A 25,316-nucleotide genomic window follows, 5' to 3' on the forward strand; every position below is an offset into this window, starting at 1 on the left:
AACGTCATGAGAATCTCTCGACACCTGCTGCGCGCCGGCGTCGGTGCCGCGGTGGCGGCACTCGTGCTCACCGGTTGCCGCAGCTCCGGCGGCAGCGACTCCGCCGCCGACGGCATCACCGACGAGGCCTGCCCGCAGGCCGTGAACGACGACAACGGCTGCATCTACCTGGGCGTGATCTCCGACCTCACCAAGGGCCCGTTCGCCCCGCTCGCCGTGCCCATCACGGACGCGCAGAAGGCGTTCTGGCAGAAGGTCAACGAGGACGGCGGCGTCGGTGGCTACGACGTGGACGTGACGAAGTACGTCCAGGACGCCGAGTACAACCCCGAGATCCACAACCGCAAGTACCAGGAGATCCGCAAGGACATCCTGGCGCTGGGCCAGACGCTCGGCTCGTCGCAGACCCTCGCGATCCTGGAGGACATGAAGGCCGACGACGTGATCGGCGTGCCGGCCTCGTGGAACTCGGCCTGGGAGTTCGAGGACCAGATCCTGGAGAGCGGCGCCAACTACTGCTTCGAGGCCATGAACGGCGTCGACTGGGCCGTCGAGAACCGCGACGTCGCGGGCAAGATCGCCGCCGTCGGCTACGACAACGACTACGGCGGAGACGCCGCGGCCGGCGTCAAGGCCGCGGCCGAGGCCAACGACCTCGAGTACGTCGAGATCAAGGCACCGCCCGGCCAGGACCAGCAGGCCGAGACGGTCGCGTCGGTGCTCCGTGAGGATCCCGACCTCCTGGTGATCTCGACCGGTCCGGCCGAGATGGCCGCGATCGTCGGCGGCGCTGCGGCCGAGGGCTTCGACGGGACCGTCGTCGGCTCCAGCCCCACCTGGAACCCGGCGCTGCTGCAGTCCGCAGCCGCTCCGGCCATCGAGGCGCTGTACTTCCAGGCGGGCCCGTGGGGTCCGTTCGGCACCGACACCCCGGGCCACGAGGCCATGCGCGAGGCCCTGGGCGACGTGACGCCGAGCGACGGCTACACGGCAGGCTGGGCCTGGAGCTACCCGCTCCTCGCAGCCCTGAAGCAGGCCGACGAGGACGGCGGCATCACCCGCGAGAGCCTCGTCGAGGCCGCGAAGTCGCTCGAGGAGGTCGACTACGAGGGCATGCTGCCCAACGAGGCCGGCAAGAACACGGGCGAGCCCGCGGAGTCGGCGTTCCGATCGAGCGTCATCAGCAAGGTCGACAAGGACGCCCCCACGGGAGTGTCGCTCGAGCAGGACCTCACCACGGGCCCCACGGCGGAGGCGTACGACTTCTCCAAGCCGTGCTTCAGCCTGCAGTGACCTGACGCGAAGGGGCCCGGACCATGGCGGTCCGGGCCCCTTCGTCGTTCCCAGCGGCCTCGCGATTCCCATCACCTGATGGGAATCGCGAGCTCACCACGGTTCTCTCCCACTCACCCTCGGAGGCCCTCCGAGGTGAGCGGGGGATTCCGATGGTGGGTGGAGGGATCAGGAGATGGTGCCCTTGCCCTCACCCTCGACGCGGTCGTCGTGCAGCAGCTCGCCCTGGGCGTCGACGGGCGTGTAGCGCACCTCGACCTCGAGCTCGGTGCCCTTCTCGTACCGGAAGTTCTCGCCGTAGGCGAAGGTCTCGCCCTTGCCGAGCGTGTACACGGCGGGATCGGCGATCTCGGAGACGCCCAGCGTCTGCACGTCCTGCTCCTCGTAGAGCGCGCTGTCGGTGATGCCGTCCATGCCCTGCAGGTACGGCCAGTCGACGTAGCGCGACTCGACGTCGACCAGCGAGGAGCCCAGGTCGATCGGATCGCCGTTGTTCGTCACCACGTAGTTGACGAAGACGATCTCGTCGCCCTCGTCGATGATCGGCTCGTTCTTCTCCGGGTCGACGAAGTTGCCGGTCTTGGTGGCCTTGGCGGTGCCCACCTGGTAGACGTCGACGGTCACGTCGCCCGCCTCGACGGTGGCGATCTTCTCGCCCGGGGTCGTGAACGGCTTGGCCCAGGCCGGTGAGCCCTCGGTGGCCGCCGGGGCGTCCTCCGTGGCCTCCTCGCTCGGTTCGGAGGCGGCCGACGTCGGCTCGCTCTCGGGCTCGTCGGAGCCGCAGGCGCTCAGGCCCAGCAGCGCGATGGTGGCGACGGCGGCGATGCCCGCGCGACGGATGGTCATGGTGTCTCCCGATTGTTGAGTGTTCTTCCCACTCAGGACCCTAGCGGTCGGGAACGCCGCACGTGACCACGGCCGTCGGGCCGGGACGTGACGCTCGTGTCAGTGGGCGGCCGCGCCGCGCCGACGCGCGACGAGGTGCAGCACCGCCACGACCACGGCACCGACGACGAGCCCGATGACTGCGGAGAAGAAGGTGTTGGTGAGCCACGCCAGCACGGAACCGAGGCCGCCGGAGACGGCGTCGTGCACGGCCTCCTCGGCGTGGTGCACGAGGTCGTAGAGGGCGTGCCAACCGAGGTCGTCGGTGCCGACGAGCAGGATGTGCCCGCCGACCCAGAGCATGGCGACGACGCCCACCGTGGCGAGCGTGGCGAGGACCTTGGGCATGGCCTTGACCAGACCGCGGCCGACCTTCTGCGCCACGCTCGACGTGCGCTCGGTGAGGGCGAGGCCGACGTCGTCCATCTTCACGATGAGCGCGACCACGCCGTAGACGAGCGCCGTGATGCCAATGGCCACCACGACCAGGATGACGGCGCGGGAGACGAACGCCTCCTCGGCGACCTCGTTGAGCGCGATCACCATGATCTCCGCCGACAGGATGAAGTCGGTGCGCACGGCGTTGGAGACCACCGTGGCCTCCTGGTCCTCGCCCTGCGACGACGACGGCTCCTCGGGCGGGTGGTGGCCCGAGACCTTCTCCCAGAGCTTCTCGGCGCCCTCGAAGCACAGGTACGTGCCGCCCAGCATGAGGATCGGCGTGAGCAGCCACGGCGCGAACTGGCTGAGCAGCAGGGCGGCGGGGAGGATGACGAGCAGCTTGTTGCGCAGCGACCCCTTCGCGATGCGGCCGATGACCGCCAGCTCGCGCTTCGGGTCGAGCCCGTGCACGTAGCGCGGGGTGACGGCGGTGTCGTCGACGACCACGCCGGCCGCCTTCGCGCTGGCGCGTCCCGCCGCAGCACCGACGTCGTCGATGGACGCGGCAGCCAGCCGCGCCAGGGCCGCCACGTCGTCGAGGAGCGCGACGAGTCCGCCGGCCATCAGAGAGCTCTCACTGCAGTCATGGGGAAAGGGTAGGTGGTCGGCGGGGGTACGGGCCGTGCTGCGGTGGTTCCGCGTCCGGGTGGGGGTCCGCTGCCGCGAGGGTGGGGCGGCGGTGTGGCTCCTCGGTGGGGTGGGGCTGCGCCGGCGCGGCTCCTCGGTGGGGTGGGGCCGTCGCCCGCCCACCCGGGCGGTGCGTTCTCCACCTTCTCAGCGCTGAGGGGGTGGAGAGGTCACCGCTCGGTGGGGCCGACGAGTGGAGCAGTCACCGCTCGGGGGGCATCGGTGGCTCAGCAACCGCAGGACCCCGCCAGATGTTGACGATCCACCGATGGGGGCAGCCGGAGGGCTCGGCCGCCCCGGGCGCCACCGCCCCGTCGAGGCCTTTCGGGGAACGCCCCCACGTCGAGCCGCGTCGACGCAGCCGCAGGTCCGTGCGACGTCAGCCGCCGGCGAGACGCGAGGAGCGGACGAGCAGGCCTCTCAGCCGCGCGCCGACCACCACGCGCGCAGCGCCTCGGCAGCCAGGTCCTCACCGAGCGGTCCGCGGTCCATCCGCAGGTCGAGCAGGAATCGGTACGCCTCGCCGATCTCGCGACCGGGACCGATGCCGAGGATCTCCATGATCTGGTTGCCGTCGAGGTCGGGGCGGATCGCGTCGAGCTCCTCCTGGGCGGCCAGGACCTCGATGCGGCGCTCCAGGTCGTCGTAGGTGCGCTGCAGACGCTGCGCCTTGCGCCGGTTGCGGGTGGTGCAGTCGGCGCGGGTGAGGATGTGCAGCCGCTCCAGCTGGTCGCCCGCGTCGCGCACGTAGCGACGGACGGCCGCGTCGGTCCACTCCCCCGAGCCGTAGCCGTGGAAGCGCAGGTGCAGCTCCACGAGCAGGCTGACCTGGTCGATCTGGTCGTTGCTGAAGCGGAGCGCCTTCATCCGCTTGCGCGTCATCTTGGCGCCCACCACGTCGTGGTGGTGGAACGTCACCGTGCCGTCGTCGACGAAGCGTCGGGTGCGGGGCTTGCCGATGTCGTGCACGAGCGCGGCGAACCGGACCACGAAGTCGGGCCGGTGGTCGAGCCGGTGCTCCAGCTCGATCGCCTGCTCCAGCACGGTGAGCGAGTGCTCGTAGACGTCCTTGTGACGGTGGTGCTCGTCGGCGGTCAGCCGCAACGCCGGCAGCTCGGGCAGCACGTGCTCGGCCAGACCGGTGTCGACGAGGAGGCGGAGCCCCGCCACCGGGTCGCCTCCGCACACCAGCTTCACGAGCTCGTCGCGCACCCGCTCGGCCGACACGATCTCGATCCGGTTGGCCATCGCGGTCATGGCCGACACCGTCGCGTCGTCGGCCCCGAAGCCCAGCTGCGAGGCGAACCTGGCCGCGCGCATCATCCGCAGCGGGTCGTCGCTGAAGGACTGCTCCGGGGTCACGGGCGTGCGCAGCAGCCCGGCCGCGAGGTCGGCGAGGCCCCCGAACTCGTCGACGAACTCCGCCGACGGGAGCCGCACGGCGAGCGCGTTGACCGTGAAGTCGCGGCGCGACAGGTCCCCCTCGAGCCGGTCCCCGAAGGCCACCTGCGGCTTGCGCGACGACACGTCGTAGGCGTCGGCCCGGTACGTCGTGATCTCGATCTGGTCGCCACCCTTGCGCAGGCCGAGCGTCCCGAACTCGCGGCCGACGTCCCACACGGCGTCGGCCCAGCCGGCCACGATGCGCTCCACGTCGTCAGGGCGCGCCGAGGTGGTCAGGTCCAGGTCGTTGACCGCGCGGCCGAGCAGGGCGTCGCGGACGGGGCCGCCGACGAGGGCGAGCTCGTGCCCGGCGGCCTCGAACAGGGCACCCAGGTCGGCGAGCACGGGGTGCTCGTCCAGCACCGCGGCCACGGCCGCGCGCACGGCGGGGGCGTCGGTCGTCGGCTGAGGGTCGGGCACGGGGGGAGAGTCTAGTGTCCGGGCACCGGTGCCGGGGTGCGTGGTGGGCGCGGCGCTGCCGACGTGCCGCGTCCCCGGGGCGCACAGGTGCGGCCACTACGATGGGCCGGGTGACGAACCCGGGCCGACGTCTGCGTCCGGGCCCGCGCTCCCTCCACCGCCGGGTCGCCGCCGTCCTCGCGGCCGTGGTCGGCTGGGGTGCGGTCCTCGTCGGCGCGCCGGCCGCCCAGGCCGCCATCGACCCCGACGTCTCGATCCGCATCACCGGCGTGAGCCCCACCGAGCTGCGCGACGGCGCCACGGTGACCCTGAGCGGACTCGTCACGAACTCCGGTGACGAGCGCTGGACGAAGGCGCAGGCCTACCTGGTGATCGCGCCCGCCCCGTTCACGACCCGGCAGCAGGTCACCGACGCCGTGGAGAGCGAGGCCACCTACACCGGCCAGCGCGTCGTGGAGCTCGACGCGATCGACGAGGTGGGCACCCTCGAGCCGGGCTCGACCCGGCCGTTCCGCGTCCAGGTGCCCTACGAGGACCTGAGGATCAACGGCGCCGAGGGCGTCTACCCGGTCGGCGTGCAGGTGCTCGCGACCGGTGAGGACGGCACCCGCGACACCAACGCCATCGCGCGGGCCACCACGTTCCTGCCGCGCATCGACGACACCTCGCCCCGCGTGCCGGGTGGTCTCGTGTGGCCGTTCGTCATGCCGGACCGGATCGGCCCCGACGGCACCTACCTCGACGCACCCGACCTGGCCGAGCGCGTCTCGCCCGGGGGCCAGCTGCGCAACCTGCTCGACCGGGCTCGGCAGGCCCCGGGCCCGGGCACCACCATCGTGCTCGACCCGGCCCTGCTCGTCGGGCTCGACGACCTCGCCGAGGGCCGCCGACTGCCGGAAGGCGTGCAGGTCACCGCCGTCCAGCGTGCGGCTGCCCGCACTTTCCTGACGGACCTGACCGAGCTCTCCCGCCGGGTCACCACCTGGTCCCTGGACTACGCCCGACCCGACGTGCTGGCCATCAGCACGTCCGACGACGCCGCCCAGCTCGCCGCCACCGTCGACCGCGCCACGTCCGGCACGCTGGCCCGGTTCCAGCTCACCGGGCGACGTGTCACCTGGCCCACCCGCACCGGTGTCACGTCGCGCCTGCTCAGCGAGGTGCGTGACGGCGGCGAACGGCCGGTGGTGGTCACCCGCGACGCCGTGCCCGACTGGGAGCCGCGCCTGGGCTCCATCGTCACCCGCCGGACCGACGAGGGCCCGGTCCCGCTGTTCGTCAACGCCGGGCTCGACGTCGGCGTGCCCGGTTCCAAGACCGTGGCGACCCTGCGCCAGCGGCTGGTGAGCGAGGCCGCGTTCGCCTCGCTCGAACGTCGGGGCGACCGGCAGTCCAAGGCCGACGCCTTCGTCCTCCTCGACCCCACCTGGAATCCCGGCGACGCCGAGGCCGGGTCGTTCTCGGGTGCCTTCACGCCCGACTTCGTCACGCCGAGCGACCTGGAGGACCTGCTCTCGACCGGCCGCGCGTCGTACACGGGGTCCGTCCCGCGCACCTCCGACGCCACGCCGCTTCGTGGGCGACAGCTGCGTGCCGTCGAGGACCTCGTGCGTGCTGCATCGGTCGTCTCCGACCTGGTGGTCGACGCCGACGACGTCACGGCGCGCACCGACCGCACCGTCGCCGAGCTGCTCTCGGTGGCGTGGCGCCGCGACCGCGACACGGGCGCGGAGGCCGCCGTCGACCAGCTGCGGCGCACCCGTGCCGCGCTCGACGGGCTGCAGGTCGAGGGGCCGCCGGCGATCACGCTGTCGAGCTCGCAGGGCACGTTCCCGCTCACCGTGAGCAACGACACCGACGACCCCGTCCGCGTCGGGGTGCGGATCAGCACGAGCAACCCGGCGCTCACGGTGCCCGACGTCGAGCCCGTCGAGGTCGAGGCCGGTGAGCGGCGCACGCTCACCGTCACCGTCGACGTCGGCGAGCAGACGTCGTCGACCTTCACCGCGCAGCTCATCACCAGCGGCGGCACCCCGGTCGGCCAGGCCGACTCGTTCAACGTGCGCTCCAGCCGGGTCGGCATGGCGCTGTGGGCCCTGATGGGGGCGGCGGGCCTGTTCGTGCTGTTCGCGCTGGGCCGCCGGTTCCTGCGCGGTCGCGGCCGGGGCGACGCGCTCGAACGGGGCGAGCCCGATGAGTGAGACTCCCCGCCCCCACGACGGCGGCGATGCCGGCGAGACCGAGTCGGCCGACGCCCCGGCCCACGAGGCCGCAGCCCCCGAGGCACCGTTGCCTCCCGAGCATCCCTCCGGCGAGGACCCACCCGCCCAGTCGGACGTCGCGCGGGCGAGCGCCTGGATGGCGCTCGGCACGATCGTCTCGCGCTTCACCGGCCTGGGTCGCAGCTTCCTGCTGGCCTTCACGATCGGTGCGGCGCTGAACGGCGACCTCTTCGAGATCGCCAACACCGTCCCGAACGCCCTCTACATCCTGCTGGCCGGCGGCGTGTTCAACGTCGTGCTCGTCCCCCAGCTCGTGCGCGCCATGCGCTCCGACGCCGACGGCGGCGACGCCTACGCCAACCGCATCCTCACCCTCGGGATGCTCGTGCTCGGGGTCGCGACCCTCGCCCTCGTCGCGCTCGTCCCGCTCATCATGCGGGTCGTGTTCGACGCCGAGCTGTTCGAGCCCGAGCTGGCCGCGCAGCGGGAGTCGGCGCAGCTGCTCATGTACCTGTGCATGCCGCAGGTCTTCTTCTACGGCGCGTTCGTGCTGGTGGGCCAGATCCTCAATGCTCGCCGCCGGTTCGGGCCGATGATGTGGGCGCCCATCGTCAACAACGTCGTGGCCATGCTGTCGCTCGGCGTGTTCCTGGTCGTCCACGGCCACGCCGCGGGCAGCGGCGGCTTCACGACGAACGAGGCGGTCCTGCTGGGCCTGGGCGCCACGGCCGGCATCGTCGCGCAGTTCCTTGCACTGCTGCCCTCACTGCGTGCCGCCGGGTTCCGGTTCTCGCCGCGGTTCGACTTCCGCGGCGTCGGACTGGGCCACACCCTGCGGCTCGGGCTGTGGACGCTCGGCTTCATCGCCGCCAACCAGGTGGCCTACATCGTCGTCCAGCGCCTCGGCTCGAAGGGCACCTTGACCGGAGCCAGCCAGGGCGCAGAGGGCGCCGGGGCCAACGTGTACGCCCTCGGCTACCTCGTGAGCCAGATGCCGCACGGCGTCATCACCGTCTCGCTCGTGACCGCGATCATCCCCACGATCTCCGCCCTGGCCCAGGACCACCGGTACGACCGGATGGTGCTCGAGCTGCAGCGCACCGCGCGCATCACCTTGGCCGTGATCGCCCCGCTGGCCGCCGCCCTGGCGTGCCTGGGCGTCCCCGCCGCGGCCGTGCTCGGCTTCGCGCCCACGCTGCGGGTCAGCGCACCGGCCATCGGCGCCACCATGGCCGCGTTCGCCCTCGCGCTGCTGTTCTTCACGATCCACTACATGGTGCTGCGCGGCTTCTACGCCGACGAGGACACGCGTACCCCGTTCCTCGTCCAGGTCGTGATCGCCGCCGTCAACGTCGCCGCGGCCATCGGCTTCACGCGGGGGGCCGAGCCCGACGAGTTCGCGCCCCGGCTCGCCCTCGCGTTCGGCGTCGCCTACGCCGTGGGGGCCGTGCTGTCGACGACGCTGCTGTCGCGTCGGCTGGGTGGCGGTCTGGTCGATGCCGAGACCCGCCGCTTCCTGCTCAAGCTCGTGGTCGCGTGCGGGGTCGCCGCCGCGCTCATGCTCGGCGCCACCGCCGCGCTCGACTCCGTCGGCGTGCCGCGGGACACCCCTGAGGGCGGACTCCTCGTGCTCGCGGTGGGCGGTGCGCTGGGTGGCCTCGGCTACCTCGCCGCCGCCCGCGTGGTGAGGATGCGTGAGCTGTCGCACCTCGTCGGGTCGCTCCTGCGTCGCTAGGTGCGACCCCCGGTCCGTGACCGCGGCGGTCCGGTCGTCCGTGGCCCGTCAGAGGCCGGCCTTCTCGTAGATCTCCTCGATGGCGTCGAGGTAGGCGCCCTGGTCGGTGTCGGCCAGCTCGACGTACGCCTGCCGGGCCTGCGCGTCCACCTCCTCGGCCACCTGCTCGTAGCGGGCGTTCCACTGCTCGGCCTCGATCTGCCAGTACCCGCAGGTGTAGAAGTCCGCCTGTGGCCAGCCGAGGTCGCGCCGGAGCCGACGTCGCGCGCCGCGGCTGGCCCTGGCCTCGCCGGCGAGCCACACGTACCGGCTGGCCGGGACGTCGGCGCTCACCTCGCCCCCGCGTGGCAGGTCCCGCTCGGTGACGGCCGCCTCGAGGGCGCCGCAGATGTCGGTCTCTCGGTCCACGACCACCCAGCGGACGTCGACGTCGGCCGGGCTGGGCAGGGCGATGCGGTCGCGGTCGTCGGTGATCACCACGACGGCCTCGACCTGCTGCCCCGGCCGCAGCCCACGCAGGATGCGGGCCAGCGCCGGAAGACCGGTGATGTCGGCGACGAGCAGCTGCCAGGCCGTGTCGTCGGGGGCGGCGTACAGGCCGTGCGGCTCCATGAGGCCCACCCGGTCGCCGGTGACGCAGCTGCGCGCCCAGTCCGAGCCGACGCCGCGCTCGTGCACGGCGATGTCGATGTCGATCTCCGGTGCTCCGTCGACCACCCGGTGGTCGGAGATGGTGTAGACCCGCGCGGCCGGCTCGACACCGCCCTCCGGCAGCGTCATGACCCAGTTCTCGTCGTACTCCTGGATCGCGAGCTCGGCGCCCGCGGGGGCGATCAGCAGCCGTACGTACTCGTCCGGGACGCCCGTCGAGACGAAGGTGTCCGGTCGCAGCGTCACGGTGACCAGGTGCGCCGACAGCCGCACCTTCCGGACGACGGTGGCGGTGCAGATCGCCGGTGCGGCGGTGGGCATGGTTCCTCCGAGAGCTGGGGAGCGGTGCGTGGCCGCGAGCGCCGCGCACGGGGCGCCCGACGGACTTGCTTAGGCTAGCCTAACTGATTCTGCGGCCGTGCTCGACGCTGGTAGTTTCGGCCGGGTGAGCCCCGCATCCGTGACCGTCCGCACGATCACCCGCGAGGAGCACCTCGGCTTCGTCGCGAGCCGCCCCTCCGTCTCCTTCCTGCAGACCCCCGCGTGGGCGCAGGTCAAGGCCGAGTGGGGTGCGGAGTCCGTCGGCTGGGTCGACGCGTCCGGTGCCGTCGTCGGCGCCGCGCTCGTGCTCTACCGCCAGGTCCCGAAGGTCAAGCGCTTCCTCGCCTACCTGCCCGAGGGGCCCGTGCTGCCGTGGCTCGAGGCCGGTGACGACCTGGGCGCCTGGCTCGCACCGCTCGCGGCGCACCTCAAGGCCAAGAAGGCGTTCGGCATCCGGATGGGCCCGCCCGTCGTCACCCGACGCTGGCACGCCGCCACCGTCAAGGCCGCGGTGGCCGACTCCGCCCTCGGCACGCTCGGCGAGGTCCCGGCCGACGTCAACGACGCCGACGCGCTGGCCGTCGCCGACCGGCTGAGCGACCTCGGCTGGCGACGGCTCGCCACGGAGGGCGGGTTCAGCGCGGGCCAGCCGCAGTACAACTTCTGGCTCCCGCTCGCCGACGCCGACGGCACCGCACTCACCGAGGACCAGGTGCTGGCGGGGATGAACCAGCTGTGGCGCCGCAACATCCGCAAGGCGGCGAAGGCCGGCGTGGAGGTCACGCTCGGCTCGCGCGACGACGTGGAGGCGTTCCACCGCATCTACACCGAGACGGCCGAGCGCGACCACTTCACGCCTCGCCCCCTCGGCTACTTCCTGACGATGTGGGACGCGCTGAACGCCGAGGACCCCGACCGGATGCGGCTGTACCTGGCGCACCACGAGGGCGACCTGGTGGCGGCCACGACGCTCGTCCGCGTCGGCACGCACGCCTGGTACTCCTACGGCGCGTCCACGTCGGCCAAGCGCGAGGTGCGCGGCTCGAACGCCGTGCAGTGGCAGATGATGCGCGACTCCCTGGCCGCCGGCGCCACCGTCTACGACCTGCGCGGCATCACCGACACCCTCGACCCCGACGACCCGCACGTCGGCCTCATCCAGTTCAAGGTCGGCACGGGCGGCCAGGCGGTGGAGTACCTCGGCGAGTGGGACCTCCCCCTCAACCGCCCCCTCTACGCCGCCTTCACGGCCTACATGAGGAGACGAGGATGAAGCGCGACGCACGCGCCGTCCACGCCCTCTCGACGCACGCACCCACTGCGCGCGTGATCGCGCTTCGTCCGAGCGACGAATGCGGCGACGCAGTCGTCGACATGAGGAGACGAGGATGACGTTCGAGCTGCACGTGGACACCGAGCGGTGGCGTCGGCACCTGACGGCCACCGCCGCGCGGCTGCCCGGGCTGGTCCCGGTGATCAAGGGCAACGGGTACGGGTTCGGTCGCGAACGACTGGCGGCGGAGAGCACCGCGCTGGGTGCCGACACCGTGGCGGTCGGCGTGTACGCCGAGGTGCCCGAGGCGCTGGCGACCTTCGGCGGCGACGTGATGGTGCTCGGCCCGTGGCGTCCGTTCCTGGACGGCTCGGCCGTGGAGCAGGCGCTCGCCGACCCACGCGTCGTGCACACGGTCGGTCGCGTCGAGGACGTGACCGCCCTGGCACGGGTGCGCCCGGGGGCCCGGGTCGTCGTGGAGGGCGAGACCTCCATGGCCCGCCACGGGCTCGACCGGCACGAGCTGGCCGCGGCGGTCGCCGCCCTCGGCGATCTGCAGGTCGAGGGCTTCGCCGCCCACCTGCCGATGACCGGCAGCAACCTCGCCGAGGCCGAGTCGTGGGCCGCCGCCCTGGAGGCCTCGCAGCTCGAGACCTCGACGTTCTTCGTGTCGCACCTCGGTCCGAGCGAGCTCGACCAGCTGCGCGAGCGGCGCCCCGGCCTCACGGTGCGGCCCCGCGTGGGCACGTCGCTGTGGCTCGGCGACCTCGGAGCGCTCGACGTGCGTGCCCGGGTGCTCGACGTCCACCGCGTCTCGCGCGGCGAGCGCGTCGGGTACCGCCAACGCCCCATGCCGCGCGACGGCTACCTGCTGGTGATCTCCGGCGGCACGAGCCACGGCGTCGGCCTCGAGGCGCCCCGCGCGGGCGTGGGCGTGGTCCAGCGGGGCAAGACGTTCGCCAAGGGCAGCCTCGAGGCGGCCGGGCTGGCGCTGAGCCCCTTCACCGTCGACGGCCGGCAGCGCTGGTTCGCCGAGCCGCCGCACATGCACGCCTCGCAGGTGCTGCTGCCCGCCTCGGCCGCGGCACCCGCCGTGGGCGACGCCGTGTCGTGCGCGGTGCGGTACACGACGGCCACGTTCGACCGCGTCGTGCTGGACTGACGGCCCGCCCCGATCGGCCGGCCGCGTCGGCCTGGTCGGGTCCTGCCCTGCGGGTGCGTCGGCCCGGTCGGGTCCTGCCCTGCGGCTGCGCCGCTGCGGCTCCGGGTCGACCTGCTCCCCGAGAGGCCTCGACCGGCCGGCCGGGCCAGAGGCTCGCCGAGCACCCCGGCTTCGGGGCGCGCGGGAGCCTAGGTCGTCCTCGCGCCCTCCTTCGGCGCCGTGGGGAGCCGTCGGAGGTAGGTGGCGCGCGCAATCAGCAGGGCCGAGGTAGGTGGCGCGTGGATACCGGGCCTCATACCGCGGTTCGGCTACCGCCGGCGTCACGATTCCGCGGCCTACCTACCTCTGACGGGCACTCCGCGGCTCACCTACCGCTCGCCCGATGGGTCCGTCGGAGGTAGGTCTCGCACCGGATGGCGGAGGCATGAGGTGCGAGACCTACCTCCGACTGCCCGATTCGGTGCGAGACCTACCTCTGACGAGTCAGTCGTTGCCGCCCCCGCCGCCACCGCCGGGCAAGGTGGGCGTCGGCTCGGGCTCGGAGGGCTCGGGCTCGGTCGGGGCCGGCGTGGTCGGCTTCGGGGTCGTCGGCTCGGGCTTCGGCTTCGGCTTCTCGGTCTTCTTCGGCCTGGGCGCGGGCGGGACGTAGGTGTTGCCCTTGTCGGCCCGGATGTTGGCCGGGGCCGGGAAGCTGCCGCACTCGGTGCCCTCGAGCGCCGGGTCCATGAACGCCTTGAAGGTCTGCGCCGGGTAGGTGCCACCGAAGAAGGGCACGAGGTACCCCTCGAGGTCCTCGTTGCCCACGCCGCGGCTGAGCGTCACGGCCGTGGCCAGCTTGGGCGTGGCCCCGACGAACCACGACGACGAGACGCGCTGGTCGTCGTCGGCGCCGGCCGTCGCGGTGCCCGTCTTGCCGGCCGTCGGGCAGATCGTGCGCCCGCTCGTGCCGGTACCCGCCTGCGTGACCTTCTGCAGTGCCGCGAGGGTGTCGGCGGCGACGTCCTCGGGGATCGTGCGCTTGGTCTCCCGCGCCGGCAGCTCGAGCTCGTCGCCCTGGGCGCTGGTCACCTTCGACAGCACGTGCCACTCCGCGCGCTCGCCCTCGGCAGCGAGGGTCGCGTAGGCGTTCGCCATGTCGACCGCGGGCACGCCGGCATAGCCGAGCGACGTGACGGCGACCGGGTCGATCTGGTCGGTCACCGTGGCCGGGATGCCGGCGTCGTTGGCGGCCTCCAGCACCTTGCGGGCGCCGACCGAGATGTCGGCGTCGGCGCCGCCGCTCATCTGCTGGGTGATGTCGACGAAGGCGGTGTTGATGGACTTCTGCGTGGCGAACTCGAGCGTGACCCGGCCGAAGGACTGACCACCGCTGTCGCCCTGGTTGCCGACCTCGGCACCACCGATGCGCACCGGTGAGTTGCCGTTGAGGGTCGTGCGCAGGCTGTAGCCGTCCTCCAGCGCCGCCACGAGCGCAAACACCTTGAACGTCGAGCCCGGCTGCACGCTGGAGGTGGCCCAGTTCAGCTGGCTCTCCAGGTAGTCCTTGCCGCCGTACATCGCCTTGACGTCACCGGTGCCCGGCTCGACCGACACCAGGCCGACGTTGAGCTCGTCGAGGTCCTGCGGGACGGTGTTCTCCACCGCGTCGACGGCGTCGGCCTGCAGACGCTTGTCGAAGGTCGTGACGACGCGCAGGCCGCCACCCAGGATCTGGTTGTCGCTGAAGCCGGCGTCCTGCAGCTGCTTCTGCACGAGGGCGAGCAGGTAGCCCTTGGTGCCCTTGAAGCGGTTGGCGTTCTTCTTCTCGGCGAACTTCGGCAGCCGCTCCTGGAACTCCGCGGCCTCCTCGGCCGTGATCGCACCGGACTTGGCCATCCCGTCGAGCACGTAGCGGTAGCGCGGCAGGATCCGCTCCTCCGCCCCCTCGGTGTAGGGGTCGTAGTAGGTCGGGTTGTTGATGACCGTCGCGAGCATCGCGGCCTGCGGGTAGTTCAGCTCGGACGCCGGCTTGTCGAAGTAGGTCTCGGCCGCGACCTCGACGCCGTACGCGCCGTTGCCGAAGTAGATGGTGTTGAGGTAGCCCTCGAGGATCTCGGACTTGCTCAGCTGGTTGTGGATCTTGATCGACAGGATCGCCTCGCGCACCTTGCGCTTGTAGGAGCGGTCCTGGTTCAGGTAGAGCACCTTCACGTACTGCTGCGTGATGGTGGAGCCGCCGCCGGTGATCTGGCCGCTCGTGGCGTTGTCGCGCGCGGCGCGGACGATGCCCTTGAAGTCGAGGCCGCGGTTCTCGTAGAAGGTGCGGTCCTCGGCCGCGATCACGGCGGCCTGCATGACGGCCGGGATCTCGTCGAGCGGGACGCTCTCACGGTCCTGCATGGCGAAGTCGCCCAGCTCGGACTTGCCGTCGGAGTAGTAGACCTTGGTGGTCTGGGTCTGGAAGTCGGCGTTCGCGTCGGGGATCTCGATGACCCGGTAGAGCACGAAGAACAGCAGCGCGCCGCCCAGGATCCCGAGCACGACGAGCACCGCGAACCAGCGCAGCACCTGCTTCCAGCGCGGGCCGTCGCCACTGATGCGACGGAACAGGCCCGGCTTGCTCGGGGTGCTCTTCGCCTTGGTTCGATGCGTGCTGGTGGCCACGGACCACTTCCTCCGTCTCGGCCCTGCTCCTGGCAGGGCGTGGTGCTGTGCGTGCGCCCGGGACACGGCGCGGCATCAGGCCAGTGTGCCTGACCAACCTGAGAAGGCCATGATGCACGGTCCCCCTGCTCTGTGGCACGTGTCTCGTCCAGACGGTCTCGCCCTACCCACCCGACCTGACATACGGTCTTTCATGTCATGCCGCGCTGATGTATCGTCCCGATATACCGAGTCGTCACGACGACGTCTCTCGAGCCGGCCAGGAGGATCGCGATGCCCCGTCGCGGAGCGACCCTCGAGCTCGCCACCATCGGTCTGCTGCACGACACGCCCATGCACGGCTACGAGCTGCGCAAGGAGCTCATCAGCCTGCTCGGCTGGGGCCGCGTGCTGTCCTACGGCACGCTCTACCCCTGTCTGAAGTCGCTGGTGCGGGCCGGTCTCATCGAGGCCGACGACGACCCGGCCGTCGAGGTCCGCGGCCGCCGCAACCGGATCGTCTACCACCTCACCGCCGCCGGCAAGGAGCACTTCGCCCATGCCATGGAGGACTCCGGGCCCGCCACGTGGGACGACGAGACCTTCAGCGTCCGGTTCGCCTTCTTCGCCCGCACCGAGCGTGCCACGCGCATGAGGATCCTCGAGGGCCGGCGCAGCCGACTGCAGGAGCGGCTCGAGAACGTGCGCGAGGCCACCCAGCGCGGCCGCGACCGCGCCGACGCCTACACCCGCGAGCTGCAGCGCCACGGCCTGGAGTCCGTCGAGCGCGAGGTCCGCTGGCTCACCGAGCTCATCGAGCGCGAGCGCGAGCCGCAGGACGAGCCGCCACCTCCTCCCACCTGACCCCCTCATCCGCACGACCATCCATCCACCCGTCATCACCCGTCACGAAGGAGAACCCATGGGTTCGGCCACCAACCAGATCCGCGTCGCGATCGTCGGCGTCGGCAACTGCGCCACGTCGCTCATCCAGGGCGTCGAGTACTACAAGGACGCCGATCCGGCGGGCACCGTCCCCGGGCTCATGCACGTCCAGTTCGGCGACTACCACGTCAACGACATCGAGTTCGTCGCCGCGTTCGACGTCGACGCCAAGAAGGTCGGCTTCGACCTGGCCGACGCCACCACCGCCAGCGAGAACAACACCATCAAGATCGCCGACGTGCCGCCCACCGGCGTCACGGTCCAGCGCGGCCACACGCTCGACGGCCTCGGCAAGTACTACCTGCAGACCATCGAGGAGTCCGACGCCCCCGCCGTCGACGTCGTCCAGGTGCTCAAGGACACGCAGGCCGACGTGCTCGTGTCCTACCTCCCGGTGGGCTCGGAGGAGGCCGACAAGTTCTACGCGCAGTGCGCCATCGACGCCAAGGTCGCGTTCGTCAACGCCCTGCCCGTCTTCATCGCCTCCGACCCCGAGTGGGCCAAGAAGTTCGAGGACGCCGGCGTCCCGATCATCGGCGACGACATCAAGAGCCAGGTCGGTGCCACCATCACGCACCGTGTCATGGCCAAGCTGTTCGAGGACCGCGGCGTCTCGCTCGACCGCACCTACCAGCTGAACGTCGGCGGCAACATGGACTTCAAGAACATGCTCGAGCGTGAGCGCCTGGAGTCCAAGAAGGTCTCGAAGACCCAGGCCGTCACGTCGAACCTCACCGGCTCGCTCGCCGGTGTGGGCGCCAACGACCGCAACGTGCACATCGGCCCGTCGGACTACGTGGCGTGGCTCGACGACCGCAAGTGGGCCTACGTGCGCCTCGAGGGTCGTGCGTTCGGCGACGTGCCCCTGAACCTGGAGTACAAGCTCGAGGTGTGGGACTCGCCCAACTCGGCCGGCATCATCATCGACGCCATCCGTGCGGCGAAGATCGCCAAGGACCGTGGCATCGGCGGCGCCCTGCTGAGCGCTTCGTCGTACCTGATGAAGAGCCCGCCGGAGCAGCGCCCCGACGACCTCGGCCGCTCGAAGCTCGAGGCGTTCATCCGCGGGGAGGAGGAGCGCTGAGCGCTCCCCCCTGACGACGACGGGGCCCGGACACCTGACGGTGTCCGGGCCCCGTCGCGTCTACGGGTGGTGCGTCACGCCTGCTCGACGCGGCGACGGCCGAGACCGACCATCGCGACGCCGCCGGCGAGCAGCGCCACGCCGGCGACCACGAACGGTGCCATCGAGTCGGCACCCGTGGCCGGCAGCTGCGCCGCGGCCGACACGGGCACGGTCGCCGCGGCCGGCGTGACGCGGTTCGAGGTGTCGCCCCCGTCGGACACGGCCGGGTCGCTCGGGTCCGTCGGATCGACCGGGTCGGTCGGGTCCGTCGGGTCGGTCGGGTCGACAGGCGCCTCCTCGAGGCCCTCGGGGAACGGGTTGTACCCGAAGAAGTAGGTCCCGGGGGCGCCGTCGTCGCTGCTGGACGGACGCGCGGTCGAGTAGGAGTCGGCGCCGACGGTGGCCAGCGAGTCCAGTGCCTCGGCCTCCGTCGGTGCCACGCCGTAGAAGAGGAAGAACTCGACGAAGTCGCCCGCAGCCAGCGAGCCGAAGCCCAGGTCGAAGTGGGCGACCAGGTCGTCGGGACCCCGGTCGTCGACGTCGCCCTGCTCCGTGCCGAAGTCGCTCCCGAGCACGTTGGCGTCGACGAAGTCCGTGCCGGCACCGACGACCGCCACGTCACGGTCCACCACGCTGACGAGCTCGGAGAAGGCCGTCGGCTCGGCGTCCCAGTCCATGACGCGGCGGTAGCGGACGTCGTCGAGCGTGCCGTCGGTCAGGTTCTCGATGCGCACGCGGATGACGTACACGTTCGGGTCGAGCAGCGAGGGGGTGAAGGCATGGGTCACCCGGAAGGTGGGCGCCTGCGGGTCACCCACGGTGACGACGGAGGTGGCGGTCGTCGGCGTGACGTCGAAGGACTCCACGGTGAGGTTGCTGCTGCCACCCAGGGCCTTCAGGCTCTGACCGCTGACACCGGTCCCGGCGTCACCCACGCCCCATCCCTCGTACGGTCCGCCGGCTCGCAGGCCGTCGTTGCCGGTCGACTCCTGCTGCAGGCCGACGAGCTCCCCGGCCTCGCCGTCGTACACGATCAGCGAGCCCTCGTCGTTCACGCCCAGATGGACGGTGCCGTTGCTGATGCACGCGCCGGGGAAGCAGGCGTCGGTGGGATCGGGTGCGGCCAGGGCGGTCACGGGCCCCTCGGCGCTCCGGCCGACCGAGGCCGGCGCAGGTGCCGCCGCGGGTGCCGAGGCGGAGGCGGGTGCCGCCTCGGGTGCCGAGGCGGAGGCGGGTGCCGCCTCGGGCGCGGAGGCGGTGGCGGGTTCGGGGGCCGACTCGCTGGCGGGTTCGGGCGCCGGGGCCGACTCGGTCGTGGTGATGGGCTCGGCGGACTCGTCCGCCAGGGCTGCGCCGGGGGTCACGACGACGCAGAGCATGGCGCCGGCCAGGAGGGCGGCAGCACGCGCAGATGCGCGGGGGAGGTGGGTCATGAGCGCAGACTAGGTCGATCGCTGCGCCCCCATACGTGTTTTGAACTCTTCGTCCAGCTCCGGGGTCCTTCGGCATGGTCCCGCACCACCCTGGATCGGTCTCGACGCGAGGAAGCACCGAGCTGTCGATAAGGTTCGACCGTGTCGATCGACCTGCGCCGCGCCGAGTCCGTGCGTGGTGGCGTGTACGCCGCCGTCCTCGTCGCGCTCGTGGTGCTCCTCGCGGCACTGGCCACGCTCGTGGTCACCGACGCCTCGCAGGACCTCGACGGCGAGGTCGCGCAGGCCGCCTTCGACATCAGCTACTCGCGTCCGTGGCTGGTCGACCTGCTCGAGGTGATCGCGCTCGTGCTGTCGAACGTCGGTGTGGGCATCGCGCTCGCCGTCGTCGCCGCGATCGCGTTCGGGCGCCGCGAGTGGCGCATCGGGATCTGGGTCGTGCTGAGCGGTGTGGTGGCCATCGGCGGCAACGCACTCGTCAAGCTCGTCTTCGCGCGACCCCGTCCGGCCTGGGAGGACCCGGTCCACGAGATCGGCGGGTACTCGTTCCCGAGCGGCCATGCCGCCGGCGCCGGGGTGCTGTTCACCGTGCTGGCGATGCTGACCATCGTGGCCACCGGCCGCGGCTGGAAGCGTCGCATCCTGCTCTCCCTCTGGACCCTGCTCGCACTCGTCACCGCGGCCGACCGGGTGCTGCTCGGGGTGCACTACCTCACCGACGTCACGGCGGGTCTCGCCTTCGGCGCCCTGGTGGCCGTGGCCCTCTGGCTGGTCGTCGCCACCGACGCCAGCCGCCTGCCCTCGGAGCTCGCCGTGCTCACCGGGACCGGACGCAAGCGTGCCGCCGTCGTGCTGAACCCGTCGAAGGTCGCCGACGTCGAGGAGTTCAAGACGCGCGTGCGACTCGTGGCGGACCAGAACGAGTGGAACGAGCCGCTGTGGTTCGAGACCACCGTGGAGGATCCCGGCTACGGGCAGGCGCAGGCGGCGCTCGAGGCCGACGTGGACCTGATCGTCGCCGCCGGTGGCGACGGAACCGTCCGCGCGGTGTGCGAGGAGGCGGCCCGCACGGGCGTGGCGGTGGCGATCATCCCGCACGGCACCGGCAACCTGCTGGCCCGCAACCTCGGCGTGCCGCTCAACCCGCGCGACGCGCTCGAGGTCGCCTTCGGCGGCCAGGACAAGGCCATCGACCTGGCCCGGTTCACCACCGACGCCGGTGTCGACACCAGCTTCCTGGTCATGGCCGGCCTCGGCATGGACGCCATGATCATGACCGGCGTCAACGACGAGCTCAAGAAGAAGGTCGGCTGGGCCGCGTACTTCGTCTCCGGCGTCAAGGCGCTGCGCTTCCCGGGCATGAAGGTCACCATCACCGTCGACGACGCTGAGCCCCGGACCTTCCGTGCCCGCACCGTGGTCATCGGCAACGTCGGCTTCCTGCAGGCCGGTCTGCCCCTGCTGCCGGACGCCCAGGTCGACGACGGTGAGCTCGACGTCGTGGTCATCGCACCGCGTCGGCTGTTCGGCTGGGTCTCGATCGCCCTGCGCGTGATCGCCCGCCGCAAGCGCACCAACGACCGCCTCGACCGCTTCACCGGCCGACGTGTGCACGTGAAGGCCTCGGGCCCCACCCCCATGCAGCTCGACGGCGACCCCGTCGACGAGGGCACCGAGATCACCGCGGAGGTCCGTCCCGGTGTGCTCCTCGTCCGCGTCCCGGTCGTCCCCACCACCAAGGCGTAGCCCCCGGCCGAGGGGGTCAGGCGTCGACGGCGTCGAGCTCGGCGCGCAGGGCGGCCGTGACCGACTCGGGCGCGAAGGACGCGTCCACGGCGGCCCTCGCCAGGTCGACGACGCCCGCGCGGTCGAGGCCGAGCAGGTCGGCGGCCACCGCGTACTCGCGCGACAAGGTGGTGCCGAACATGGGCGGGTCGTCGCTGTTGATCGTCACCGGGACCCCGGCGGCCACCAACGTGGGCAGCGGGTGCTCGGCGAGCGACGGGACGGAACGGGTGCACACGTTCGACGTGGGGCACACCTCGAGCACGATCCCGCGCTCGGCGAGCAGCGCCATGAGCTCGGGGTCCTGCGCCGCCGCGATGCCGTGGCCGATGCGCTCGGCCCCGAGGTGCTCGATCGCGTCGCGGATCGTCTGCGGGCCGGTGGACTCACCCGCGTGCGGGACGCTGCGCAGCCCCGCGGCGCGGGCGGCGTCGAAGTGCCGTGCGAACTGCGGCCGCGGGACGCCGACCTCGGGGCCGCCCAGGCCGAAGCCCACCAGCGCGTCGGGCCGCAGCCGCAGCGCGACGTCGAGCGTCACGTCGGCCGCCTCCACCCCGGACTCGCCGGGGACGTCGAAGATCCAGCGCAGCACCAGGCCGGTCTCGGCCTCCACCCGACGGCGGGCGTCCTCGACGGCCTCGAGGTAGGCCTCGGCGGGGATGCCGCGCACGATGGACGTGTACGGCGTGAGCGTCAGCTCGGCGTACCGCACGTTCTGCGCCGCGAGATCGGTGCCCACCTGGTGGGTGAGGGTCCAGAGGTCGTCGGGCGTGCGCAGCAGGTCCACGACCGACAGGTAGACCTCGATGAAGTGCGCGAAGTCGGTGAACCGGAAGTAGTCGGCGAGCGCGGTGGGGTTGGTCGGCACGGGCGTGCTGCCCTCGTGGCGCTGGGCCAGCGTGGAGACCGCCTCGATCGATGCCGACCCGACGTGGTGCACGTGCAGCTCGACCTTCGGGAGCTGCTGGAGGAACGCGATGTCGACCGAACCGGTGTGGGCGGCTCCGGCGTCGTCGGCGCTCCGTCCGCTCATGGGACGTCGGTCGCTTCGGGCACCACCGAGAGGTGGGGCTGGGCCGCCTGCTGCTGGCGCTCGACCACGCTGCCGCGGTCGGCGAAGTCGACCTCGAGCGTGAGCACGTTCTCGTCGTCGAGGTCGAACGTGACCCGACGGGCCGTGGCCGTGAGGTTGCCGGCCTTGCCCTCCTCGAGCCACTCGGTGCTGCCGTCGTCGGAGACCAGGCCCACCCGGGCCTGCTCGCCGCGCTGCCCCCGGAAGACGACCGGGCCGGGGCCGCTGTCGCGGATCACCAGGGCGCCGCGGCTGACCCGCCGGTCGTCGGTCTCGACGGTGGGGGTCTCCTCACCACCGAAACGCCCGAACGACCACTTCTGGTCGACGAGCACGACGTCCTCGCCCGACCTGCCGTCACTGACCTCGTACCTCACGATCAACACGTCCGTCAGTCTAGGCAGGTGCCCGCAGGCGCGACCGGACGGTGCACCCGCCCGGCGCGCGACCCGTCCGGCACCGCCTCAGGCGCCGGGGACGATCGCCGTGATGACGGTGCCGTCGGAGCGGCGCGTGCCGGCCGGGTTCGGCGGCTCACCCTCGAGCCGCGGCCCCTGGCCCGCGAGGGCGACCGTGACCGGCTCGCCCGGGCCCACGACGACCTCGGTGCCGCGCACGTCGAACGCGAGGTGGCCGTCGCCGTCCTCCACCGTGAGGTCGAGCTCGTCGGGGCGCACCGTCACGCGCACCCGGGTGCCGCGCAGCGTGACCCGGTAGGTGAGCGACTCCCAGTCGTCGGGCAGGCGCGGATCGATGCACCACTGGCCGGCGCCGAGGTCGCGGAACCCGCCGAACCCGGCGGCCACGGCGCTCCACACGCCACCGGTCGACGCCACGTGGACGCCGTCGGACGTGTTGCCGTGCCGGTCGGCCAGGTCGACGAAGAGCGCCGACAGGAAGTAGCGGTACGCCAGGTCGTGGTACCCGACCTCGGCCGCGATGATCGACTGCACGACGGCCGACAACGTCGAGTCGCCCGTGGTGATCGGGTCGTAGTACTCGAAGTCGGCGCGCTTCTGCTCGGGCGTGAAGTCCTCGCCCTGCAGGAACAGCGCCAGCACGACGTCGGCCTGCTTGAGCACCTGGAACCGGTAGATGACCAGCGGGTGGTAGTGCAGCAGCAGGGGGCGGCTGTCGAGCGGCGTGTGGTCGAGGTCCCACATCTCGCGCTCGAGGAAGTGCGAGTCCTGCGGGTGGATGCCGAGGTGCTCGTCGAACGGGATGCTCATGCCACGCGCGGCACGTCCCCACTCCTCGACCTCCTCCTCGGTGAGCGAGAGCCGCTCGGCCGCGGCCTCGTAGGCGGCGGGGTTGGCGTGCTGGAGGGTGCGGACCGCCTCGGCCGCCCGGCGCAGGTTGAAGCGCGCCATGACGTTCGTGTACAGGTTGTCGTTCACGACCGTCGTGTACTCGTCGGGACCGGTGACGCTGTGGATGTGGAAGGTCCCGCCCTCCTCGCTGCGCCAGAAGCCGAGGTCGGCCCACAGCCGGGCCGTCTCGACGAAGATGTCGATGCCCTGGCGGTCGAGGAACTCGGTGTCGCCCGTGGCGCCGATGTACTGGCTCAGCGCGTACGCGATGTCGGCGTCGATGTGGTACTGCGCGGTGCCGGCCGCGTAGTACGCCGACGCCTCCTCACCGTTGATGGTCCGCCACGGGAACAGGGCGCCCTTCTGGGCGAGCTGGTCGGCGCGACGGCGGGCCGCGTCGAGCAGCGAGTAGCGGAACCGCAGCGCGTTGCGGGCCGCGCTCGGGGTCGTGTACGTCAGGAACGGCATGACGTAGACCTCGGTGTCCCAGAAGTAGTGGCCGCCGTAGCCCGAGCCGGTGACCCCCTTCGCGGGGATGCCCTGGCCCTCGGCCCGCGCCGACGCCTGCACGATCGAGAACAGGTTCCAGCGGATGGCCTGCTGGATCTCCGGCTGGCCCGGGACCTCCACGTCGGCGCGCTGCCAGAACGCGGTCAGCCAGTCGCGCTGGTCGCTCGTCTGCTGCTCCACGCCCTGCTCGCGCACCCGGTCGAGAGTGCGTCGGCAGCGGTCGAGCAGCTCGCGCGAGGGCACCCCGCGCGACGTGTGGTACGCCACCGTCTTGGTGAGCCGGATGGGCACGCCGGGCTCGGCGGCGATCCGGAACGTCGTCTTCGCGAGGTCGTCGCCGGTGACCACGCGGCTCGTGACCATGTTCTCGGTCTGCAGGTCGTGGTCGGCCATCACGGCGAGCGTCATGCCGCTCTCGGCGCACCGGTACCCCAGCGCCACGCGTCCGGTGTCGGGCTCGCCGAGCTGCTCGTGGGGCTCGAGCACACGGCGCTGGAGCCGCTCGGCCTTGCGGGGGTCGTTGCCCTCGCCGACCTTGCCCTCGCCCATCGCGCTGGCGCGCACGTGGTACTCGTCCTCGCCGTCCTGGCGGTTGAGGATCTGCGACGAGATGGCCACCGGCGCGGAGTCGTCGAGCAGCGTGACCTCGAAGGTCATGATCGCGAGGTGCTTCTGCGCCAGGCTGACCATGCGGGTGGACTCGATCCGGACCCGCTTGCCCGACGGGGTCCGCCACAGCAGGCTCCGCCGGAGCACGCCCTCGCGCAGGTCGAGGCTGCGCTCATAGCCGAGCAGGTCGGCCACCGAGAGCAGCAGCGGCTCGTCGTCGACGTAGAGCCGGATGATCTTGGCGTCGGGGGCGTTGACGATCGTCTGGCCGACCCGGGCGAACCCGAACGCCTCCTCGGCGTGCTGGATCGGCCACGTCTCGTGGAAGCCGTTCACGAACGTGCCGTGCGTGTGGGAGTCGCGACCCTCCTCCACGTTGCCGCGCAGGCCGAGGTAGCCGTTGCCGACGGCGAACACGGTCTCGGTGAGGCCCAGGTCGCTGCTGTCGTAGCGGACCTCGGTGAGCTTCCACGGGTCCACGGGGAAGCGCGAGCGGTCGAGGAAGTCGCGCACCGGCGGCGCCTCGTGCGAGGGGCCGAAGCCGCGGTCCTCGTCGGTGCCGGGCGCGGGCTGGTCGAGCGGCGACATCAGAGCAGGTCTCGCAGGTCGCTCACGACCTCGTCGGCTCCGTGCTCGCGCAGCGCGTCGGCTCCGGCGCCGCGGTCGACGCCCACGACCAGGCCGAAGCGTCCGGCGTGGCCGGCGGCGACGCCCGAGGTGGCGTCCTCGAGCACCACGGCTCGCGACGGCTCGACGTCGAGCTGCTGCGCGGCGAAGAGGAAGGTGTCGGGCGCGGGCTTGCCGGCGAGCTGGCGGTCCCCCGCCACGACGCCGTCGACGATCACCGGGAAGTGGTCGATGAGCCCGGCGGCGCGCAGCACCTTGGGGGCGTTGCGCGAGCTGGAGACGATCGCCATCTGCGTGCCGGCGGCGGCCAGCTGCTCCACGAGCGCCACGGAGCCCGGGTACGCGACCACGCCGTCGCGGTCGAGGACCTCCTCGAAGGCCACGTTCTTGCGGTTGCCGAGCCCGCCGACGGTCTCCTCCTCGGGGGCGTCGTCGGGCGTGCCCTCGGGCAGCTCGATGTCGCGCGAGGCCAGGAACGAGCGCACGCCGTCGTAGCGCGGCTTGCCGTCGACGTACCGGTAGTAGTCGTCGTCGGTGTACGGCTCCTCGACCCCCCGCGCCGTCAGGAAGTCGTTGAACATCTGGTTCCAGGCGCGCATGTGCACCTCGGCCGTCGGGGTGATGACACCGTCGAGGTCGAAGAGGGCCGCGTCGTAGTCGCTCCAGTCCACCCGAGAAGCGTAGGCCCGCCTCGTGTCGCCGATGTGAACGGCGTCCGATTGCGGGTCGGGCCGGCGGGTACTCCCCGGGTGTGACCCCTCCCTCGTGCCCCGAAGTGGTGGGCCGGGCCGTCCGCGACCATGC

18 protein-coding genes are annotated in these 25,316 nt (G+C 72.0%); 8 read left to right on the top strand and 10 right to left on the bottom strand.

Annotated features, from left to right (window positions below):
• The first annotated feature begins 6 nt into the window (after positions 1-6).
• Entirely contained in the window at positions 7-1,293 is a 1,287-nt protein-coding gene (locus NBW76_RS01235) for an ABC transporter substrate-binding protein (protein WP_055961688.1), read from the top strand.
• A gap of 168 nt (positions 1,294-1,461) precedes the next feature.
• On the opposite strand, the gene NBW76_RS01240 is transcribed toward NBW76_RS01235, so the two are convergent.
• The 3 genes from NBW76_RS01240 to NBW76_RS01250 form a co-directional block, all read right to left on the bottom strand.
• Positions 1,462-2,139, bottom strand: a complete 678-nt coding sequence (locus tag NBW76_RS01240) for a hypothetical protein (protein WP_055961691.1) — start codon at positions 2,137-2,139, stop codon at positions 1,462-1,464.
• Between the two features lie 99 nt (positions 2,140-2,238).
• Positions 2,239-3,183, bottom strand: a complete 945-nt coding sequence (locus tag NBW76_RS01245) for a DUF808 domain-containing protein (protein ID WP_056553607.1) — start codon at positions 3,181-3,183, stop codon at positions 2,239-2,241.
• Positions 3,184-3,666: 483 nt separating this feature from the next.
• Entirely contained in the window at positions 3,667-5,073 is a 1,407-nt protein-coding gene (locus NBW76_RS01250; protein WP_369814974.1) for a CCA tRNA nucleotidyltransferase, read from the bottom strand.
• Between the two features lie 146 nt (positions 5,074-5,219).
• Here NBW76_RS01250 and NBW76_RS01255 point away from each other — a divergent pair, with 146 nt between their 5' ends.
• Together NBW76_RS01255 and murJ are read left to right on the top strand one after the other, a co-directional pair.
• Positions 5,220-7,310, top strand: coding sequence for a DUF6049 family protein (locus NBW76_RS01255; RefSeq protein ID WP_055961698.1), 2,091 nt, complete (start codon positions 5,220-5,222; stop codon positions 7,308-7,310).
• Positions 7,303-9,066, top strand: coding sequence for a murein biosynthesis integral membrane protein MurJ (gene murJ / locus NBW76_RS01260; RefSeq protein ID WP_082481839.1), 1,764 nt, complete (start codon positions 7,303-7,305; stop codon positions 9,064-9,066). The genes NBW76_RS01255 and murJ overlap by 8 nt, the downstream gene beginning before the upstream one ends.
• A gap of 48 nt (positions 9,067-9,114) precedes the next feature.
• Here murJ and NBW76_RS01265 read toward each other — a convergent pair whose 3' ends face one another.
• Positions 9,115-10,038 (bottom strand): siderophore-interacting protein, encoded by a 924-nt coding sequence (locus NBW76_RS01265; RefSeq protein WP_056553598.1) that lies wholly within the window; start codon positions 10,036-10,038, stop codon positions 9,115-9,117.
• Between the two features lie 124 nt (positions 10,039-10,162).
• On the opposite strand from NBW76_RS01265, the gene NBW76_RS01270 reads away from it, so the two are divergent.
• Positions 10,163-11,311 carry a peptidoglycan bridge formation glycyltransferase FemA/FemB family protein gene (locus tag NBW76_RS01270; protein ID WP_056553595.1) on the top strand — a complete coding sequence of 383 codons (1,149 nt, stop codon included), beginning with the start codon at positions 10,163-10,165 and terminating at the stop codon, positions 11,309-11,311.
• 115 nt (positions 11,312-11,426) lie between these two features.
• Entirely contained in the window at positions 11,427-12,473 is a 1,047-nt protein-coding gene (locus tag NBW76_RS01275) for an alanine racemase (protein WP_055961707.1), read from the top strand.
• A gap of 483 nt (positions 12,474-12,956) precedes the next feature.
• On the opposite strand, the gene NBW76_RS01280 is transcribed toward NBW76_RS01275, so the two are convergent.
• A complete protein-coding gene (locus NBW76_RS01280) occupies positions 12,957-15,116 on the bottom strand; it encodes a transglycosylase domain-containing protein (RefSeq protein ID WP_056553592.1) in 2,160 nt (719 codons plus the stop codon).
• A 273-nt stretch (positions 15,117-15,389) separates the two neighbouring features.
• On the opposite strand from NBW76_RS01280, the gene NBW76_RS01285 reads away from it, so the two are divergent.
• On the top strand, positions 15,390-15,959 hold the full coding sequence (locus NBW76_RS01285; protein WP_055961713.1) for a PadR family transcriptional regulator: 570 nt from the start codon (positions 15,390-15,392) through the stop codon (positions 15,957-15,959).
• Positions 15,960-16,017: 58 nt separating this feature from the next.
• On the top strand, positions 16,018-17,124 hold the full coding sequence (locus NBW76_RS01290; protein WP_055961716.1) for an inositol-3-phosphate synthase: 1,107 nt from the start codon (positions 16,018-16,020) through the stop codon (positions 17,122-17,124).
• 74 nt (positions 17,125-17,198) lie between these two features.
• Here NBW76_RS01290 and NBW76_RS01295 read toward each other — a convergent pair whose 3' ends face one another.
• The gene (locus NBW76_RS01295) at positions 17,199-18,599 is read right to left on the bottom strand and encodes an LPXTG cell wall anchor domain-containing protein (RefSeq protein ID WP_056553587.1); all 1,401 of its coding nucleotides are present in this window, start codon (positions 18,597-18,599) and stop codon (positions 17,199-17,201) included.
• Positions 18,600-18,740: 141 nt separating this feature from the next.
• Here NBW76_RS01295 and NBW76_RS01300 point away from each other — a divergent pair, with 141 nt between their 5' ends.
• Positions 18,741-20,345 carry a diacylglycerol kinase family protein gene (locus tag NBW76_RS01300; protein WP_082481834.1) on the top strand — a complete coding sequence of 535 codons (1,605 nt, stop codon included), beginning with the start codon at positions 18,741-18,743 and terminating at the stop codon, positions 20,343-20,345.
• A 16-nt stretch (positions 20,346-20,361) separates the two neighbouring features.
• On the opposite strand, the gene NBW76_RS01305 is transcribed toward NBW76_RS01300, so the two are convergent.
• The 4 genes from NBW76_RS01305 to NBW76_RS01320 form a co-directional block, all read right to left on the bottom strand.
• Positions 20,362-21,417, bottom strand: a complete 1,056-nt coding sequence (locus NBW76_RS01305) for an adenosine deaminase (protein WP_056553584.1) — start codon at positions 21,415-21,417, stop codon at positions 20,362-20,364.
• Positions 21,414-21,842 (bottom strand): hypothetical protein, encoded by a 429-nt coding sequence (locus NBW76_RS01310; protein WP_156364731.1) that lies wholly within the window; start codon positions 21,840-21,842, stop codon positions 21,414-21,416. The genes NBW76_RS01305 and NBW76_RS01310 overlap by 4 nt, the downstream gene beginning before the upstream one ends.
• A gap of 78 nt (positions 21,843-21,920) precedes the next feature.
• On the bottom strand, positions 21,921-24,473 hold the full coding sequence (locus tag NBW76_RS01315; protein WP_082481831.1) for a glycoside hydrolase family 65 protein: 2,553 nt from the start codon (positions 24,471-24,473) through the stop codon (positions 21,921-21,923).
• Positions 24,473-25,183: an HAD family phosphatase gene (locus NBW76_RS01320; protein WP_055961735.1), complete on the bottom strand. Its 711-nt coding sequence runs from the start codon at positions 25,181-25,183 to the stop codon at positions 24,473-24,475. Before NBW76_RS01320 ends, NBW76_RS01315 begins: the two co-directional genes overlap by 1 nt.
• Positions 25,184-25,316: the final 133 nt, after the last annotated feature.

This window comes from Aeromicrobium sp. Leaf245 (assembly GCF_942548115.1).
Lineage (GTDB): Bacteria > Actinomycetota > Actinomycetes > Propionibacteriales > Nocardioidaceae > Aeromicrobium.